16 protein-coding genes are annotated in these 15,570 nt (G+C 69.5%); 7 read left to right on the forward strand and 9 right to left on the reverse strand.

Features of this window, described 5'->3' with window-relative positions; all coding sequences use genetic code 11:
* Positions 1-53: 53 nt before the first annotated feature.
* The 4 genes from KIT86_RS02395 to glcF all read left to right on the forward strand — a co-directional run bounded on the left by KIT86_RS02395 (position 54) and on the right by glcF (position 4,255).
* On the forward strand, positions 54-1,451 hold the full coding sequence (locus KIT86_RS02395) for an ammonium transporter (protein ID WP_297394701.1): 1,398 nt from the start codon (positions 54-56) through the stop codon (positions 1,449-1,451).
* A 162-nt stretch (positions 1,452-1,613) separates the two neighbouring features.
* Complete coding sequence (locus KIT86_RS02400) at positions 1,614-1,838, forward strand: hypothetical protein (RefSeq protein WP_297394703.1); 225 nt, start codon at positions 1,614-1,616, stop codon at positions 1,836-1,838.
* A 74-nt stretch (positions 1,839-1,912) separates the two neighbouring features.
* Positions 1,913-3,013: a glycolate oxidase subunit GlcE gene (gene glcE, locus KIT86_RS02405; protein WP_297394706.1), complete on the forward strand. Its 1,101-nt coding sequence runs from the start codon at positions 1,913-1,915 to the stop codon at positions 3,011-3,013.
* A gap of 12 nt (positions 3,014-3,025) precedes the next feature.
* The gene (gene glcF, locus KIT86_RS02410; RefSeq protein ID WP_297394707.1) at positions 3,026-4,255 is read left to right on the forward strand and encodes a glycolate oxidase subunit GlcF; all 1,230 of its coding nucleotides are present in this window, start codon (positions 3,026-3,028) and stop codon (positions 4,253-4,255) included.
* A 36-nt stretch (positions 4,256-4,291) separates the two neighbouring features.
* Here the strand turns inward: glcF and KIT86_RS02415 are convergent, their stop codons facing one another.
* On the reverse strand, positions 4,292-4,774 hold the full coding sequence (locus tag KIT86_RS02415) for a glutathione peroxidase (RefSeq protein WP_297394710.1): 483 nt from the start codon (positions 4,772-4,774) through the stop codon (positions 4,292-4,294).
* 170 nt (positions 4,775-4,944) lie between these two features.
* Here KIT86_RS02415 and KIT86_RS02420 point away from each other — a divergent pair, with 170 nt between their 5' ends.
* Positions 4,945-6,123, forward strand: coding sequence for a hypothetical protein (locus KIT86_RS02420; RefSeq protein WP_297394713.1), 1,179 nt, complete (start codon positions 4,945-4,947; stop codon positions 6,121-6,123).
* 23 nt (positions 6,124-6,146) lie between these two features.
* Here the strand turns inward: KIT86_RS02420 and lplT are convergent, their stop codons facing one another.
* A complete protein-coding gene (lplT, locus tag KIT86_RS02425; RefSeq protein WP_297394716.1) occupies positions 6,147-7,418 on the reverse strand; it encodes a lysophospholipid transporter LplT in 1,272 nt (423 codons plus the stop codon).
* A 215-nt stretch (positions 7,419-7,633) separates the two neighbouring features.
* On the opposite strand from lplT, the gene alr reads away from it, so the two are divergent.
* The gene (gene alr, locus KIT86_RS02430) at positions 7,634-8,746 is read left to right on the forward strand and encodes an alanine racemase (protein ID WP_297394718.1); all 1,113 of its coding nucleotides are present in this window, start codon (positions 7,634-7,636) and stop codon (positions 8,744-8,746) included.
* Between the two features lie 56 nt (positions 8,747-8,802).
* Here alr and KIT86_RS02435 read toward each other — a convergent pair whose 3' ends face one another.
* The 5 genes from KIT86_RS02435 to KIT86_RS02455 form a co-directional block, all read right to left on the reverse strand.
* Entirely contained in the window at positions 8,803-10,350 is a 1,548-nt protein-coding gene (locus KIT86_RS02435) for a glycosyltransferase family 39 protein (RefSeq protein ID WP_297394719.1), read from the reverse strand.
* 10 nt (positions 10,351-10,360) lie between these two features.
* The gene (locus tag KIT86_RS02440; RefSeq protein ID WP_297394721.1) at positions 10,361-10,723 is read right to left on the reverse strand and encodes an SMR family transporter; all 363 of its coding nucleotides are present in this window, start codon (positions 10,721-10,723) and stop codon (positions 10,361-10,363) included.
* An 18-nt stretch (positions 10,724-10,741) separates the two neighbouring features.
* Positions 10,742-12,214, reverse strand: a complete 1,473-nt coding sequence (locus KIT86_RS02445) for a UbiA family prenyltransferase (protein ID WP_297394724.1) — start codon at positions 12,212-12,214, stop codon at positions 10,742-10,744.
* A 137-nt stretch (positions 12,215-12,351) separates the two neighbouring features.
* The gene (locus KIT86_RS02450; protein WP_297394726.1) at positions 12,352-12,744 is read right to left on the reverse strand and encodes a hypothetical protein; all 393 of its coding nucleotides are present in this window, start codon (positions 12,742-12,744) and stop codon (positions 12,352-12,354) included.
* A complete protein-coding gene (locus tag KIT86_RS02455) occupies positions 12,741-13,169 on the reverse strand; it encodes a TerB family tellurite resistance protein (RefSeq protein WP_297394728.1) in 429 nt (142 codons plus the stop codon). The genes KIT86_RS02450 and KIT86_RS02455 overlap by 4 nt, the downstream gene beginning before the upstream one ends.
* A 101-nt stretch (positions 13,170-13,270) precedes the next feature.
* Here KIT86_RS02455 and KIT86_RS02460 point away from each other — a divergent pair, with 101 nt between their 5' ends.
* Positions 13,271-14,158, forward strand: coding sequence for a LysR family transcriptional regulator (locus KIT86_RS02460; protein WP_297394730.1), 888 nt, complete (start codon positions 13,271-13,273; stop codon positions 14,156-14,158).
* Between the two features lie 34 nt (positions 14,159-14,192).
* On the opposite strand, the gene KIT86_RS02465 is transcribed toward KIT86_RS02460, so the two are convergent.
* The gene (locus KIT86_RS02465; protein WP_297394732.1) at positions 14,193-14,399 is read right to left on the reverse strand and encodes a hypothetical protein; all 207 of its coding nucleotides are present in this window, start codon (positions 14,397-14,399) and stop codon (positions 14,193-14,195) included.
* Positions 14,400-14,410: 11 nt separating this feature from the next.
* Entirely contained in the window at positions 14,411-15,556 is a 1,146-nt protein-coding gene (locus tag KIT86_RS02470) for an AI-2E family transporter (protein ID WP_297394734.1), read from the reverse strand.
* Between the last annotated feature and the right edge of the window lie 14 nt (positions 15,557-15,570).

The raw sequence follows: 15,570 nt of genomic DNA on the forward strand, positions 1-15,570 counted from the left end.
CCAAGCCGCCTGCGCCCAGCCAATTCCGCTTCCGGCCAAGAGGGAGCGGGGCAATGAATCTTTGGAAGACACTGAAACTGGGGGGCGCGGCGCTGGCCGCCACCGTGGCGCTTGCGATCGCAGCGCCGGATTTGGCGCGCGCGCAGGACACCGTCACGGAGGCCGTTGTCGAAGCGGTCGAGGCGGTGACAGAGGCAGCGCCCGAAGCGGCGGAAGAAGCCGCCGCCGAATCCACCATTGATAGCGGCGACACCGCCTGGATGCTGACCTCCACCATGCTGGTCATCCTGATGACCATTCCGGGCCTGGCCCTGTTCTACGGTGGCCTGGCCCGCTCGAAGAACATGCTGTCGGTGCTGATGCATGTGTTCGTCATCTTCTCGCTGATCACCATCCTCTGGTGTGTCTACGGCTACAGCCTGACCTTCGTGGGTGAGGGCAAGTTCGTGGGCGGCTTCGACAAGGTCTTCCTCAAGGGCATCACGGCCGACACGCTCTCGGGCCTGCTGCCGACGATCCCCGAGTTCGTCTTCGTGGCCTTCCAGTCGACCTTCGCGGCCATCACCTGCGCGCTGATCGTGGGCTCGTTCGCCGAGCGCATCAAGTTCTCGGCCGTGCTGCTGTTCTCCGTGATCTGGTTCACCTTCAGCTACATCCCGATGGCCCACATGGTCTGGGGCGGTGGCCTGCTGGGCGCCGACGGCGCGCTGGACTTCGCAGGCGGCACCGTGGTGCACATCAACGCCGGTATCGCCGGTCTGGTGGGCGCCTATGTGGTCGGCAAGCGCATCGGCTACGGCAAGGAAGCGCTCACGCCGCACAGCCTGACGCTGACCATGGTCGGTGCCTCGCTGCTGTGGGTGGGCTGGTTTGGCTTCAACGCCGGCTCCGCAGGTGCGGCCAACGGCGTGGCCGGTCTGGCCTTCATCAACACCATCCTCGCCACCGGCGCGGCCACGCTGTCCTGGATCGCGGGTGAAGCGCTGCACAAGGGCAAGGGCTCCATGCTGGGTGCCGCCTCGGGTGCCGTCGCCGGTCTGGTGGCGGTCACGCCGGCCGCTGGCTTCATCGGCCCGATGGGCTCCATCGCCCTGGGCCTGATCGCTGGTCTGGTCTGCCTGTGGGGTGTGGGTGGGCTCAAGAAGATGCTGGGTGCCGACGACGCGTTCGATGTGTTCGGCGTGCACGGTGTCGGCGGCATCGTCGGTGCCATCCTGACCGCGGTCTTCGCTGCGTCCAGCCTGGGCGGCGTCAAGGCCGACGACTACGCCATCGGCGCACAGCTGTGGGTGCAGGTCAAGAGCGTGCTCGTGACCGTCGTCTGGTCGGGCGTGGTCTCGTTCGTGGCCTACAAGATCGTGGACATGATGGTCGGCCTGCGCGTCAGCGAAGAAGCCGAACGCGAAGGCCTGGACATCACCTCGCACGGCGAGACGGCCTACAACCGCTGAGTTCTCCTGGGATCGGCCTTCCCCCCGGGGGAGGTCCAGCCCGCGAGCCGAAAGGCCCGCGGGCTTTTTTCATGGCTCGGCCTCTGCCGCGATCCCCCTCGGGTGGGGGGCCCCTGCCGCGCCTATGATGTGCGCCGGACACACACCATCCAGGAGGAGCCCATGTCCCGTGCAACGTCCCGCTTTGCTGCTGCCGCTCTGTTCGCCATGGTCTGCCTGAGCAGCCTGCCGGTGCAGGCCGCCAGCGACGGCCAGCGCAAGCCCCCGTCCAAGGTCACGTTCCACCGGGCCCCTTCGGAAGAGGCGCCCGCTGCGCGCGAGAAGCGCCTCCAGCGCGAGTGCAAAGGCCGCGCCAACGCCGGCATGTGCATGGGCTACACCCGGTAGGCCCTGCCGGGATTGCATCGCCGCGTGCAGAAAATTCAAAGCCGGCGCAGGGCGGCGCGACTACCATCGTCGCCATGTCCTTCCCGTCCCACGAGATCCCCGGTGAACTGATCGACCGGGTCCGAGCCGCCGCGGCCGCGCGCTCCCCTTTGCACCTGGCCGGTGGCCACACCAAGGCCTTCTATGGCGAGGCGGTCGCGGGTGAGGTCCTGTCCACCACCGGCTGGTCGGGCATCGTCAGCTACGAGCCGACCGAGCTCGTGGTCACCGTGCGGGCAGGCACGCCGCTGGCCGAGCTGGAGGCGGTGCTGGCCGAACGCGGCCAGTGCTTCCCCTTCGAGCCGCCGCACTTCGGCCCTGGTGGCACCGTGGGGGGCATGGTCGCCGCGGGCCTGGCCGGCCCGGCGCGCGCCAGCGCCGGCGCGGTGCGCGACTTCGTGCTCGGCGCACGCTTCATCAATGGGCGCGGCGAACTGCTCACCTTTGGCGGGCAGGTCATGAAGAACGTGGCCGGTTACGACGTGAGCCGCGTGCTCGCGGGCTCCCTGGGCACGCTGGGCGTGATCACCGAGGTCAGCCTCAAGGTGCTGCCGGTGGCACCGGCCGAGGCCACGCTGGCGTTCGCGCTGGGCCAGCACGACGCGCTGGAACAGCTGCACCGCTGGGGCGGCCAGCCGCTGCCGCTCAACGCCAGCCGCTGGGCGGCAGACCGCCTGACCGTGCGCCTGCGCGGCGCGGTCGCGGCGGTGGAGGCCGCCTGCGAGCGAATGGCGCGCGAGGCGGGTGGCACCCGCCTGGAGCCGGCGCAGGCCGGCCGCGATTGGGCCGACGCCCGCGACCACCGACTGCCCTTCTTCCAGGCGCCAGCCGCCGGGCTGGGGCTGTGGCGCCTGTCGGTGCCGCAGACGGCACCGGTGCTGGACCTGCCCTGGGCCCCGCTCATCGAATGGCAGGGCGCGCAGCGCTGGCTGTGGGCGCCCGCCGGGGCGGCCGGCCAGATCCGCGCGGCCACAGCCGCCGTGAATGGCCATGCCACGCTGTTCCGTGCCGGGGCCGATGGCGCACCCGGCGTGCCGCGCTTTGACCGGCCGGATGCGGCCATCCAGACCATCACCCAACGCCTGCGCGCCGAGTTCGACCCGGCGGGCATCTTCACGCCGGGCCGCATGGGCTGACCGGAACCGACCATGCAAACCCAGCTCTCTCCCGAATACCAGCAGCGCGCCGATGGCCGCGCGGCCGAAGCCATCCTGCGCAAGTGTGTGCACTGCGGCTTCTGCACCGCCACCTGCCCCACTTACCAACTGCTCGGCGACGAACTCGATGGCCCACGCGGGCGCATCTACCTCATGAAGCAGGTGCTCGAAGGCGCCGAGCCCACGCGCAAGACCCAGTTGCACCTGGACCGCTGCCTCACCTGCCGCAATTGCGAAAGCACCTGTCCCAGTGGCGTGGACTACGGCCACCTGGTCGACATCGGCCGCCAGATCGTGGATGAGAAGGTGCCGCGCCCGATGGGTGAACGGGCCGTGCGCTGGCTGCTCAAGGAAGGCCTGACCTCGCCGCTGTTCGCGCCGGCCATGAAGCTCGGGCAGGCGGTGCGCCCGCTGCTGCCCGGCGTGCTCAAGGACAAGGTGCCCGCGCCGCGCGCGCAGGGCGTCTTGCCCACGCGCACGCACGCGCGCCGGGTGCTGTTGCTCGCGGGCTGCGTGCAGCCGGCGATGATGCCAAGCATCCACGCCGCCACGGTGCGCGTGCTCGACGCCGCTGGCATCCAGGGTGTGCTCGCGCCCGAAGCCGGTTGCTGTGGCGCGGTGAAATTTCACCTCAATGACCAGGACGGCGGGCGTGCCCAGATGCGCGCCAACATCGACGCCTGGTGGCCCTTCATCGAAAGCGGCGTCGAGGCCATCGTGATGAACGCCTCGGGCTGCGGCGTCACGGTGAAGGAATACGGGCACCTGCTGCAGGACGACCCCGCCTATGCCGCCAGGGCCGCGCGGGTGAGCGAGCTCACGCGCGACCTGAGCGAGTTGCTGCCCGCGCTGGTGCCCGTGTTGCGGCCCTTGTTGAAACGTGCGCCCGACGCGGCGCGCGTGGTGGCCTTTCACCCGCCGTGCACGTTGCAGCACGGCCAGCAGCTCAAGGGTGGGGTGGAGCAGCACCTGGGTGCGCTGGGCTTCACCGTGCTGGTGGCGCAGAACGAGGCCCACCTGTGTTGCGGGTCTGCGGGCACCTACTCGGTGCTCCAGCCCGAGATCGCTCACACCCTGCGCGACCGCAAGCTCGGCCACCTGGGCGAGCTGCAACCAGCGGTGATCGCCAGCGCCAACATTGGCTGCATCACCCACCTGCAGAGCGGGACGGCCACGCCGGTGCGGCACTGGGTCGAGGTGCTCGACGAAAGTCTGGCTTGACCCTCCGCGCCGGCTTCGCCGGCGCCCCCAGGGGAGTCAGCTCAACGCCGCCTCGATGTCCTTCGAAAGCTTCTCCGGCGCATCTTGCGGCGCGTAGCGCTTGAGCACCTTGCCGTCCTTGCCCACGAGGAACTTCGTGAAATTCCATTTGATGGCCTTGCTGCCCAGAAGGCCCGGCGCCTCGGCGGTGAGCCACTGGTACAGCGGGTGCGCGTTCGCGCCGTTGACGTCGATCTTGCTCATCATGGGAAAGCTCACGCCGTAGTTGAGCTGGCAGAAACTGGCGATCTCGTCGTTGCTGCCCGGGTCCTGAGCGCCGAACTGGTTGCTCGGGAAACCCAGCACCACCAGACCCCGCGACCCGTAGGTCTGGTGCAGCTTCTCCAGCCCGCCGAACTGCGGCGTGAAGCCGCAGGCGCTCGCGGTGTTGACGATCAGCAGGGGCTTGCCCTCGAACTGCCGCAAAGGCACGGGCTTGCCGTCGATGGACTGGGCTTCGAAGTCGTAGATGCTGCTCATGCGGGGGCTCCTGGAACGGGGTGGATGCAGTGTGACGGATTGTGCGCCGGGGCGAAGATGTACGACGAAAGGTGCATTTGCCGGCGCTGGCGTAACGCTTCCCTCTTCCAGCCCCCTGGGCGCGCGGGCATACTGGCCCGCAACATCCGATAACAAAGCTGGGGCTGGAGATGGTGGCTGCATACACGGTGGCGCTGGTGGGTTTCTCGCAGGCCGAGTCGTCCACATTTGAATCGTTCTTCCGTCTGGCGTCGCGCCGCCCTCCGGGCTACCTCGTGCAGGACGAGGTCATGGACGCGCAGATCCTCATCGTCAACGCCGACAACGTGCAGGCCGTGCAGTTGGTGCGCGACGCCGAACTGCCCGGCCGTGTGATGCTGGTGGGCAGCGCCGACGGCGGCACCGGCTGGCCTTTGCAGCGCAAGCCCGTCAAGCTCGTTGCCATGCTCGCCGCGCTAGACGAAATCGTGGGCGCGACCCGTCCTGCGCCGGTGCGCCGCCGCGCAAGCGGTGCGGCCCAAGGCGCCGGGTCCTTCCCGCCGTCCCAGTTGCAGGGCCTGGACGCGAGCATGAAGCTGGCCAGCGGGCGTGCGATGCCCATCGAGCACCCGCCTCAGGTGTCGCCCGGCGCGGGCGCCGACCGGGGCTTTGCCCTCACCCAGCCGTATGGCGCCTTGTTGCCGCTGCCCGCCGTGGCGCCGGCCGCGCGCGCCGGCCGGCGCCGCTCGCCCGACACCGAGTTCCCGCCCACGCGGCCGCTGTTGCGCGGCGAGGCCGTGGCTTCTGCGCGCGGCAGCACCGCGCCAGCGCCCACGGCACGCCCTGGCGTGATGCGCATGACCGACTTCGGCAGCCTCGAAGACCTGCCCTCGCCGGCTGCGCCGCGCACCCGATCACCCAGGTCGCGCCTGAGTGCCGACAAGACGCCCGTGCCGGAGGTGCCGCGCGGCGACATGCTGCTGGTCGCCGAAAGCCTGGTGGAAGGGCGCATCCTGCTCAAGCGCTTCAAGAAGTACGGCTTGAGCGTGGACTGGTCGCGCGAGGGCGCGCAGGCCCTGGTGATGCTCAAGGCCCATGCCTACCGCGTGGTGGCGATCGACCGCCTCAAGGGCGAGCCCGACGCCAACCACATCTGCCGCGCGGCCAAGCAGGCCAAGGGCCCCAAGGGCGCGCCCGTGGTCATCATGTTCGCACCCACCGCCGGCAGCATGGACCGCATGAAGGCCGGGCTGGCCGGCAGCGACGCCTACCTCTCGCGCTCGGTGGGCGAGGCCGAGCTCTACAAGGTGCTGGCGCAGCACCGCCTGGTCAGCCTCAACGGCTTCGCGCCGACGAACATCGGCTTCTGACGCGGGCCCGGCGCGCCGGGCGATCAGCCGTGCAAGTCGTCGCGGCGCGCGATTTCGAGCAGGCGCTCCAGCTCGTGCGGATGGCGCTTCTGGTTGTCGCGGTGCCACAGCGCGATCAATGCCATGCAGCCGGCCACCAGCACGCCAAAGGCCGTGATGGCCGCGAACGCCGACCAGCCCATGCCGGTGGAGAAGCTGTAGAGCGCGCCCAGGCTCAGGATGCAGGCCTGTTCGTTGAAGTTCTGCACCGCGATCGAGCGGCCCGCCCCCATCAGGTTGTGGCCCCGGTGCTGCAGCAACGCGTTCATCGGCACCACCAGGAAGCCGCCCAGGCCGCCCAGCAGCACCAGGAAGGGCGCGGCCAGCCAGACGTTGTCGATGAAATTCATCAGGATCACCAGCAGCCCCATCGCGATGCCCAGTGGCATCACGCGGGTGGCCTGGTCCAGCCGCATGCGCATCGAGGCGATCACGGCGCCCACCGCCGTGCCGATCGCCACCACGCCCACCAGCGAGGAGGCCTGGGTCGTGCCATAGCCCAGCGCGGCGCCGGCCCAGGCCAGCACGATGTAGCGCAGGTTGCCCGAGACACCCCAGAACAGCGTGGTGGTGGCCAGCGAGATCTGGCCGAGCCGGTCGCGCCACAGCCGGCTGTTGCAGCGCCAGAAATCGGGCAGCAGGGCCAGCGGGTTCTTCGGCATGGGCCGCGGCGTCACGCCGGTGAGCGGGATGCGGGTGTTGAACCAGGCCGCCAGCGCGTACACCACCACCAGCGCGGCGATGGCCGCCTCGGCCGCGTGGTGGATGCCAGGCAGGTCGACGGCCAGCAGCCGGGCCGAGATCCAGGGGCTCACCAGCTGGCCGCCGAGCAGCACGCCCAGGATGATGGAGGCGATCGTGAGGCCTTCGATCCAGCCATTGGCCTTCACCAGTTGCGAAGGCGGCAGCAGTTCGGTGAGGATGCCGTACTTGGCCGGCGAGTAGGCCGCCGCGCCCAGGCCCACCAGCGTGTAGGCCAGCAAGGGATGCACACCCGCGAGCATGAGCAGGCAGCCGGCCACCTTGATGGCGTTGCTGATGAACATGACCTGGCCCTTGGGCCTGGCGTCCGCGAAAGCCCCGACGAAGGGTGCGAGCACCACGTAGAACAGGGCGAAGAGAGGCACCAGGGCGGCGCTCTGCCATTCAGGTGCGCCGCGTGTGCGCAGCAGTTCGATCGCAGCCACGAACAGCGCATTGTCCGCCAGCGAACTGAAGAACTGCGCCGTCATGATGGTGTAGAAGCCGCGCTTCATGGAGATGATTTTGTGTGCCGGGATGCTTCAGCCAGGGGGAGCTGAGCCGATGGGCCGGCCTTTTTTATGCGACAGTTGACGGGTCTCCAGACGATGCCGGGTTATAGCACGCCACCCTGAAAATACCGGGGCGGGTTCCACCGGGTTTTCACCCCGGCAGTCCAACCCGCGACTTCCCGCACGCCGCCGCCCCTCGACGAAGACAGCCACCCGCCATGCCCCGTCCCATTCTTGCCACCGTCCATCCTGACGCCCTGCAGCACAACCTGGCGCGCGCGCACCATTTCGCGCCCGATGCGCGCGTGTGGGCCGTGGTCAAGGCCAATGCCTACGGGCACGGCATCGAGCGGTGCTTCGACGCGCTGCGCAGCGCCGACGGCTTTGCGCTGCTTGACCTGGCCGAGGCCGAGCGCCTGCGCGCGCTGGACTGGCGCGGCCCCATCCACCTGCTCGAAGGCGTGTTCGAGCCGCGCGACCTGGAGCTGTGCTCCCGCCTGCACCTGTGGCACACGGTGCACTGCACCGAGCAGATCGACTGGCTGGCCGCGCACAAGACGCAGGTACCGCACCGCGTGTTTCTCAAGCTCAACAGCGGCATGAACCGCCTGGGCTTCACGCCAGCGGCCTTCCGCAGCGCCTGGGCGCGGCTCAACGCGCTGCCGCAGGTGGACGAGATCTCGCTCATGACGCACTTCAGCGACGCCGATGGCGCGCGCGGCATCGCGCACCAGGTGGCCGCCTTCGAGGCCGCCACGGCCGACCTGCCGGGCGAGCGCACGCTGTGCAACAGCGCCGCCATCCTGCGCCACGCCAAGCTGGCGCTGCGCGGCGCGCAAAGCCTCTCGGCCGATTGGGTGCGCGAGGGCATTGCGCTGTATGGCAGTGCGCCCGACTTCCCCGAGAAGCGGGTGAGCGACTGGGACCTGCTGCCGGCCATGACGCTGTCCAGCCGGGTGATCGGCACGCAGACGCTGCAGGCGGGCGATACCGTGGGCTACGGCTCCACCTTCACCGCCGAGGGGCCGATGCGCATCGGGGTGGTGGCTTGTGGCTATGCCGATGGCTATCCGCGCCACGCGCCCACGGGCACGCCCGCGCTGGTGGACGGGGTTCGCACGCGGCTGATCGGGCGGGTGAGCATGGACATGCTCACCGTCGACCTTTCTTCCCTTCCCTCTGCAGGCATCGGGTCAGAGGTGGTCTTGTGGGGACGGGCTTCATCCTCCGCCGAGGTGTTGCCGATCGATGAGGTGGCGTCTGCCGCCGGAACCATCAGCTATGAGTTGATGTGCGCGGTGGCGCCTCGCGTGCCCTTCGCGTCTTCCTGAGGTGACGTTTTTTCCTTCGTGGCGAGCCGAAGTCCGGGGCTCTCCGGGCTTTCCTTTTAACGTCCTGGCGAGCAGTGCGCGAACCCGTAGCGTTCGCAGAACGGGCTGCCGAGGATGGGCAGCCAGGTCGGGATGTCGTGGAATTCGCGGGCGACTTCGGCCAGCACGGTGTCGTGGAAGCGCTGGTACTTGAAGCCCTGGCCATCGACTGCGTAGAAGGCCACGCCGTCGACCTCGAAGCGCTTGGCGCTCACGCGTTCAAAGAAGGGCTCAAATTCTTCCAGCCTGGGTTCGTCGTAGAGGAACACGCGGATGGGCTGGCCGTCGTAGCGGCGGAAGTCGATGATCTGGTCGTCCTGCCGCGCATGGTGTTTGCCCACGCCGAAGACGGGCACGTACTGCTTGTGGTGGAAGGCCAGCATGGCCGCCGGGTTGTAGGTGCGGCCCATGAGGGTGGCGCCTGCGGGCAGGTCCTTTTCGAGCGCGGCGACCACGGCCGCCGTTTCGCGCAGGAAGACCGCGCGGTCGTGGATCTTGAAGGGCTGCCACCAGGACAGCGGTGCCCAGGCGATGGCGGCCACCACCAGGAGGTGGGGCACCGAAAGCGCGATGGTCCAGTTCAGGCAACGGCGCAGGGCACGCGCGTCCAGCCGCAGGCCGGCCCAGACCACGAACAGGGGCACGAAGCCCAGCACCCAGTGCAGGCCGATGGTGCGGCGCAGGCTCAGCAGCGCGAACAGAATCAACGGGAAGAGCCACAGCACGGCCAGGGTGCGGCTCGTGCGCGGCGAGACGCCGCCGGCCGTTTGCGAAGCCAGCGAGCGCCACAGCAGCCAGGGCGTGAGCAGGTACAGCGCCATCGCGAGGTAGACGCCGAAGGTCTCGAACGACCAGCTGGTGCCTTCATTGCGGTTGAACACGTTGAACATCACGTTGCTCCAGCCGTGCGTGGCGTTGAAGGCGATGTTCAACGCGATCGATGGCAAGGCGAGCACGAAGATGAGGAACGGGGCCCACCAGCGTTCGCGCCGCCAGCCGAAGCAGTGCGCCGCGTAGGCGAAGCCCAGCAGCGCGGCGAAGTATTTGGAGAGGAAGGCCAGGCCCAGGAAGGCGCCGGCCAGTGCGTACCAGGGCAGGCTGCTTTGGCGCTGCGCGCTGGTGTCGGCGCGCAGGTAGCACCAGGCCGAGAGCACCATGAAGAAGATCAGCGGCGTGTCGGTGGTCACCAGCACGAACATCCACGACCAGGGCATGGCCAGGTAGACCGCGCCGGCCAGCCAGGCGCTGGCCTCGCGGTCTTCGGGCAGGAAGCGGCGCAGCAGGTCCACCACACCGAGCGCGATCAAGCTGGTGAGCAGCAGCGTGAAGCTGCGCAGCGCCAGCGGGTGGTCGCTGACCTGGCGCAGCGCCGCGATCAGCCAGCCCACCATGGGCGGGTGGTCCGAGTAGCCCCAGGATGGGAACACGCCCCACTGATAGAAGAAAGCCTCGTCGCCGGTGATGGGGAAGCTGGCGGCGATGACGAGCTTGAGCAGGAGGGTCGCGGCGAATGCGGCCCAGAAAACCTGGCGCGAGGCGTGGGCGGAAAGTGGGGAAGCGTGCATGGGTGCAGGGTCAGGCGTCCAGGGCCAGCAGCGAGACGCCCACCACGATCAGCGTGCAGCCGGCCACGCGCAACCACGAAAAGGGCTCGCCCAGCCAGAGCACGCCCAGCGCGAGCGTGACCACGAAGCCCAGGCTCACCAGCGGGTAGGCCACGCTCACGTCCAGCCGCGAGAGCACCCACAGCCAGAGCACGGCGCTGGCGCCATAGAGCATCAGGCCGACCCACACGAGCGGGCTGCTCAGCGCCTGCATGTAGGTGCTGCCGACGTCCGCGGCGGCGCTGGGCGCGCCCATGCCGCGCTTCATGGCGATTTGTGCGGCCGAAGACAGCAACACGCAGAACAGGGCCAGGCCCAGGGCGATGGATTTCATGGGAAGGGTGTCCTGGGTTCAGAAACCGACGGTGGCCACGAAGCCGATGCCGCCCATCACGAGCAGCGTGACCCAGCTGAACGGGTCTTTGAGCGCGAACTGCAGCGGGTCTTCGCCGTGCAGCTCGCGCCGCCCGGTCTTGAGCCAGATGCGCATGATCCACAGCAGCAGCACCGGCGCGGCGGCCCACAGCCAGTCGGCGTGGGCGTAGAGCTTCTGGCTGTTCTGGCTGTCGATGTACAGCGTGAGCACCAGCACCGCCATGAAGCCGCTGGACATGCCCATGGCGCGCAGCGAGGCCAGGTCGCGCGGCTGGTAGCCCCGGCCGGGCGCCAGCGTGCTGCGGTCGTCCACCAGCTCTTCGAGTTCGGCGCAGCGCTTGACCAGCGCCAGGCTCAGGAACAGGAAGATCGAGATCGCCAGCAGCCAGTTGGACAGGTCCACCCCGCTGGCCACCGCGCCTGCGCCGATGCGCAGCGTGTACAGGCCCGAGAGCACCAGCACGTCGATCAGCGCCAGCCGCTTGAGGTACATCGAGTACGCCAGCGTGGTCACGGTGTAGGCCAGCAGCATCACGGCAAAGCCGGTCGAGACCCCGAAAGCCAGCACGAAAGCCAGCACCAGCATGGCCGCCCCCAGCCCCACGGCCGTGGTGATGCCAATGGCCCCCGAGGCCAGGGGACGGTTGCGCTTGATGCGGTGGGCGCGGTCGTTGGGCAGGTCCAGCAGGTCGTTGACCAGGTAGGTGGCGGAGGCGCACAGACCGAAAGCCACGAAGGCGAGCAGGACGGCGCCCCAGAGCGCCGGGTCCAGCGAGTGCGCGGCCAGCAGCGGCACGAACAGCAGGCCGTTCTTGGACCATTGCTTGAGCCGGATCGCGCGCAGCACGGTCTTGAGGCTCAGCGGCTCGCGCTCGAACACGCGGGCCTGCGGGTGCGTGCGCTGCAGCGTACTCACCACGCCGCTGGGGGCGTTCACCGCCACCGCCTCGGCGCTGCCGGCCCACACCTCGAGGTCGTCGCGGCTGTTGCCGGCATAGGCCCAGGTGGCGTGCCCCTGGGCGCGGGCGTGGGCGTCGATGGCCGCGCGCTTGTTGCCGCGGCTGAGGTTGATGCCATCGGCCTGCGCGTTGGTGCCCAGGCTGTCGTGGAAGACGGCCAGGTGCGAGGCCACGTCCTGCACGATGCGCGCATCCGCCGCGCTGGCGAGCACCAGGGGCCGGCCGCGCGCGTGTTCGTCACGCAGGTACTGCACAAAGGGCTCGTTGTAGGGCAGGCGCGCGGGGTCGGGCCTCACTGCGCTGGCCAGCCGCTGCTTGAAGCCGGCCTTGCCCAGCGGCAGCCAGCTCAGCATCCGCAGCAGGTTCAGCGGGTTGGCGCGCACGAACAGCATGGCCGATTCGTGCAGGGTGTCGCTGCGCGTGAGCGTGCCGTCCAGGTCCACATAGAGCGGGCGGGCGTCGGTCGGCGCGGGGGTCGTATTGGGCGTCAAGGTGTGCGTCCAGGGAAGTGTGGGCCGATTTTAGGGGTCGGTCCTCACTTCCCTTGTGACGCGCCGGCCCGTTTATCCCTGGTCCGTGCATTGCGCAACGCTGGTGTGGTTTTGGCGCGCCGCGCCCCCCGGGGCTTTCAGCCCCTGGCGGGCCGGGGCGGCAGTTTCAGGCGGCCAGCGAGCCAGTGCAGCCCGAGCGCCGGCACCAGCAGGCACAGCAGGCCCAGCGCCCAGGCGGTCCACACCAGGGGCGTGACCCAGGCCATCAGGCCGTCGCCGGAGGGCAGCACCTGCCCGAGCCACTGCACCAGGCTCAGCCACGCGCCCTGCATGGCCGTGATCCAGGCCGGGTCGATCCACAGGGCCAGCCAGGCCGGCACCGGCCATTGGCCTGCGGCGGTGGCCACGTCGGTCGCCTGGCCCGAACTCGCCAGCGTGAGCAGCCATTCGGTGATCTGCACCGAGGCCGCGGCCAGGCCGGTCCAGCACAGGGCGAGCAGGGCGAACACCCCCCAGATGAGTGGCTTCATGACAGGGCCCCCACCGACCAGCTGGGCCGGCGCGCCGCCGGCCGTTCGCGCCAGGCGCGGGTGAAAGCGTCCAGCAGGGCCGCCTCGCCATCGGCCTCGTGGCCGTCGGCCTGCACGATGGCCAGGCACAGGTCCAACACCAGCGTGCGCAGGGCGGGGTCGCGCACCTCGTCGAGCAGTTGCTGGCGCAGGGCCTCGTCCATGTCGGCCGAGCCGCTCCAGCGGCCGTGGGCGGCGACCAGCAGGTCCTCGCAGAAATGGTCCAGCACGGTCTTGAGGGATTCGGCGCTCAGGCCGAGCCGGCGCGAGGCCTGGATCCGGTCGAGCGCGCGGATTTCGGTCAACGAGTAGTTGCCGTCGGCCACCAGGGCCATGGCCAGCAGGCGCGCGGCCGCCTGCGGGCTGTTGGTGGGATAGGTGCGCATGGGTGGTGAATTCCTTGGAAGGAGAAAGCCTCGAAGGTATGCGGTCTGGAACTTCGTAAAAAGCAGCAAATCAGAGAACCAATATCCTAAAAATACGAAGCATGGACGCCGAACTCAACTACAAGCACCTGTACTACTTCTGGGTCACGGCCAAGGAGGGCGGCATGTCGCATGCGGCGGCCCGCCTGGGCATGGCGGTGCAGACCGTGAGCGCGCAGGTGCGCCTGCTGGAGCAGTCGCTCGGCCATGCGCTGTTCAAGCCGGCCGGGCGCGGCCTGGCGCTGACCGAAGCGGGGCAGACGGCACTGGCGCTGGCCGAACAGATCTTCGCGCTGGGCGAACAGCTGCGCGGCGCGGTGAGCGACGCCGCCAGCCAGCAGCGGGTGCGCCTGGTGGTCGGCATTTCCGACGGCCTGCCCAAACTGGCGGTGCGCGAGCTGCTGTCGCCGGTTCTGACCGAAGCGAACCTGCGCCTGCTCTGCCACGAGGACAGCTTCGACGATCTGCTGGCGGCCCTGGCGCTGCACCGGCTGGACGTGGTGCTGTCGGACCGGCCCGCGCCGGCCAACCCCAACCTCAAGCTCTACAGCCACGCGCTGGGTGCCTCGCCGCTGGGCTGGTATGCGCCTGCGGCCCTGCTGGACCAGGCGCAGAGCGGCTTTCCGCGCGGTCTGGCGCAGGTGCCAGTGCTGCTGCCCACGGCGCAGTCGTCGGTGCGCCTGCGCATCGACCAGTGGTTCGAGCGCCATCGCGTGCAGCCGCGCGTGGTGGGCGAGTTTGAAGACAGCGCGTTGCTGGCCACCTTCGGTGCCTCGGGCATGGGCGTGCTGCCGGCCGCCGAGCGCATGCGCGAGCAGCTCGCGCAGGCCTATGGCCTGGCCTGGGTCGCGCCCTGCGACGGGGTGCAGGAGCACTTCTATGCGATCGGCACCGCGCGCAAGGTGCAGCACCCGCTGGTGCAGCGGCTGCTCAACGCGGCGGCGGTCTGAGCCGCCAGCGGTCGCGGCCGATCAGCAGGCCGCTTCAGCGCGCGGCCGGGGCGGTGTTGGCGGGGCAGACAAAGACGCAGCCCGGCGGCGTGCGCCCGACGAAGCGGCCGTCGGGACACTGCAGCACGTCCTGCGTGCACACGATGGGTGAGCGCTCGCTCGCAGGGGGCGCGGGCGTCGTCGGGGCACAGGCGGCCAGCCAGGGCAGCAGCGCGGCGGCGAAGAGCGCGGGTGTGTTCATGGGGTGCCTCTTCATGGGGGCGCGCGGCCGGTGTCAGCGGCAGGCGAGGGCGGGTCGATGGGGGGCGGCACGGCGGGGTCGGCCGTCTCGCTGCCGAAGGTGGCTGCGCGCGCGCGCACCCGGGTCGCGGTCTGTATGCCCCATACCGCGACGAACATGGCCGCGATCACCGGGCCGATCACGAACCCGTTGATGCCCATGACCGCGATGCCGCCCACCGTGCTGATCAGCACCAGGTAGTCGGGCATGCCGGTGTCCTTGCCGACCAGCAGCGGGCGCAGCACGTTGTCGACCAGGCCGATCACGAGGACGCCGTACAGCGCCAGGGCCGCAGCCTGCCAGACCTCGCCCGTGGCGAACAGCCAGATCGCCACCGGGCCCCAGACCAGGCCCGCGCCCACCGCGGGCAGCAGCGAGAGCACCGCCATCAGCACCGCCCACAGCAGCGCGGCGTTCACGCCCAGCACCCAGAACGCCAGGCCGCCCAGCGCGCCCTGCACCAGCGCCACCACGAGGTTGCCCTTCACCGTGGCGCGCAGCACCGTGCCGAACTGCTCCAGCAACTCCTGCTTGTCGTCGGGCGGCAAGGGAATCGCCATGCGGATCGAGCGCACGATGGAGCCCCCGTCGCGCACCAGGAAGAACGCCAGGTAGAGCGCGATGAACAGCCCGACCACCAGGCCCAGCATGTCCTGCCCCAGGTTGAAGGTCTGTGTGGCGATGAACTGGCTGCCCTGGGTGAGCGCCTGCGTGAGCTTGCGCTGGATCAGGTCGAAATTGCCCATGCCGAAGCGCGCGAGCAGGTCGGTGAGCCAGTCGGGCAGGGCATTGAACAAGCCGCGCAGCCACAGCGCGGGCTTGATCTCGCCCGACTCGATGCGCGCGTAAAGCTGGCTGGCTTCGCGTGTCAGCGAGGCAGCCACCAGCACCGTGGGCAGCACCACGATCACCACGGCGGCCAGCATGGTGGTCAATGCCGCGAGGTTGCGCCGCTGGCCCATGCGGGGCAGCAGCCAGCGGTTCAGCGGAGCGAAGAGCAGCGCGATGATCGCGCCCCAGAGGACCGTGCCGTAGAACGGCAGCAGGATCCAGATGAAAGCCACCGTCACGGCCCCCAGCAGCACGCGCAGCATGAGCGAGCCGGAGACCGGCGACATGGAGGGCGGGCTGG

The sequence above is a fragment of the Hydrogenophaga sp. genome (assembly GCF_026125825.1).
In the GTDB taxonomy this organism is placed as follows: domain Bacteria; phylum Pseudomonadota; class Gammaproteobacteria; order Burkholderiales; family Burkholderiaceae_C; genus Hydrogenophaga.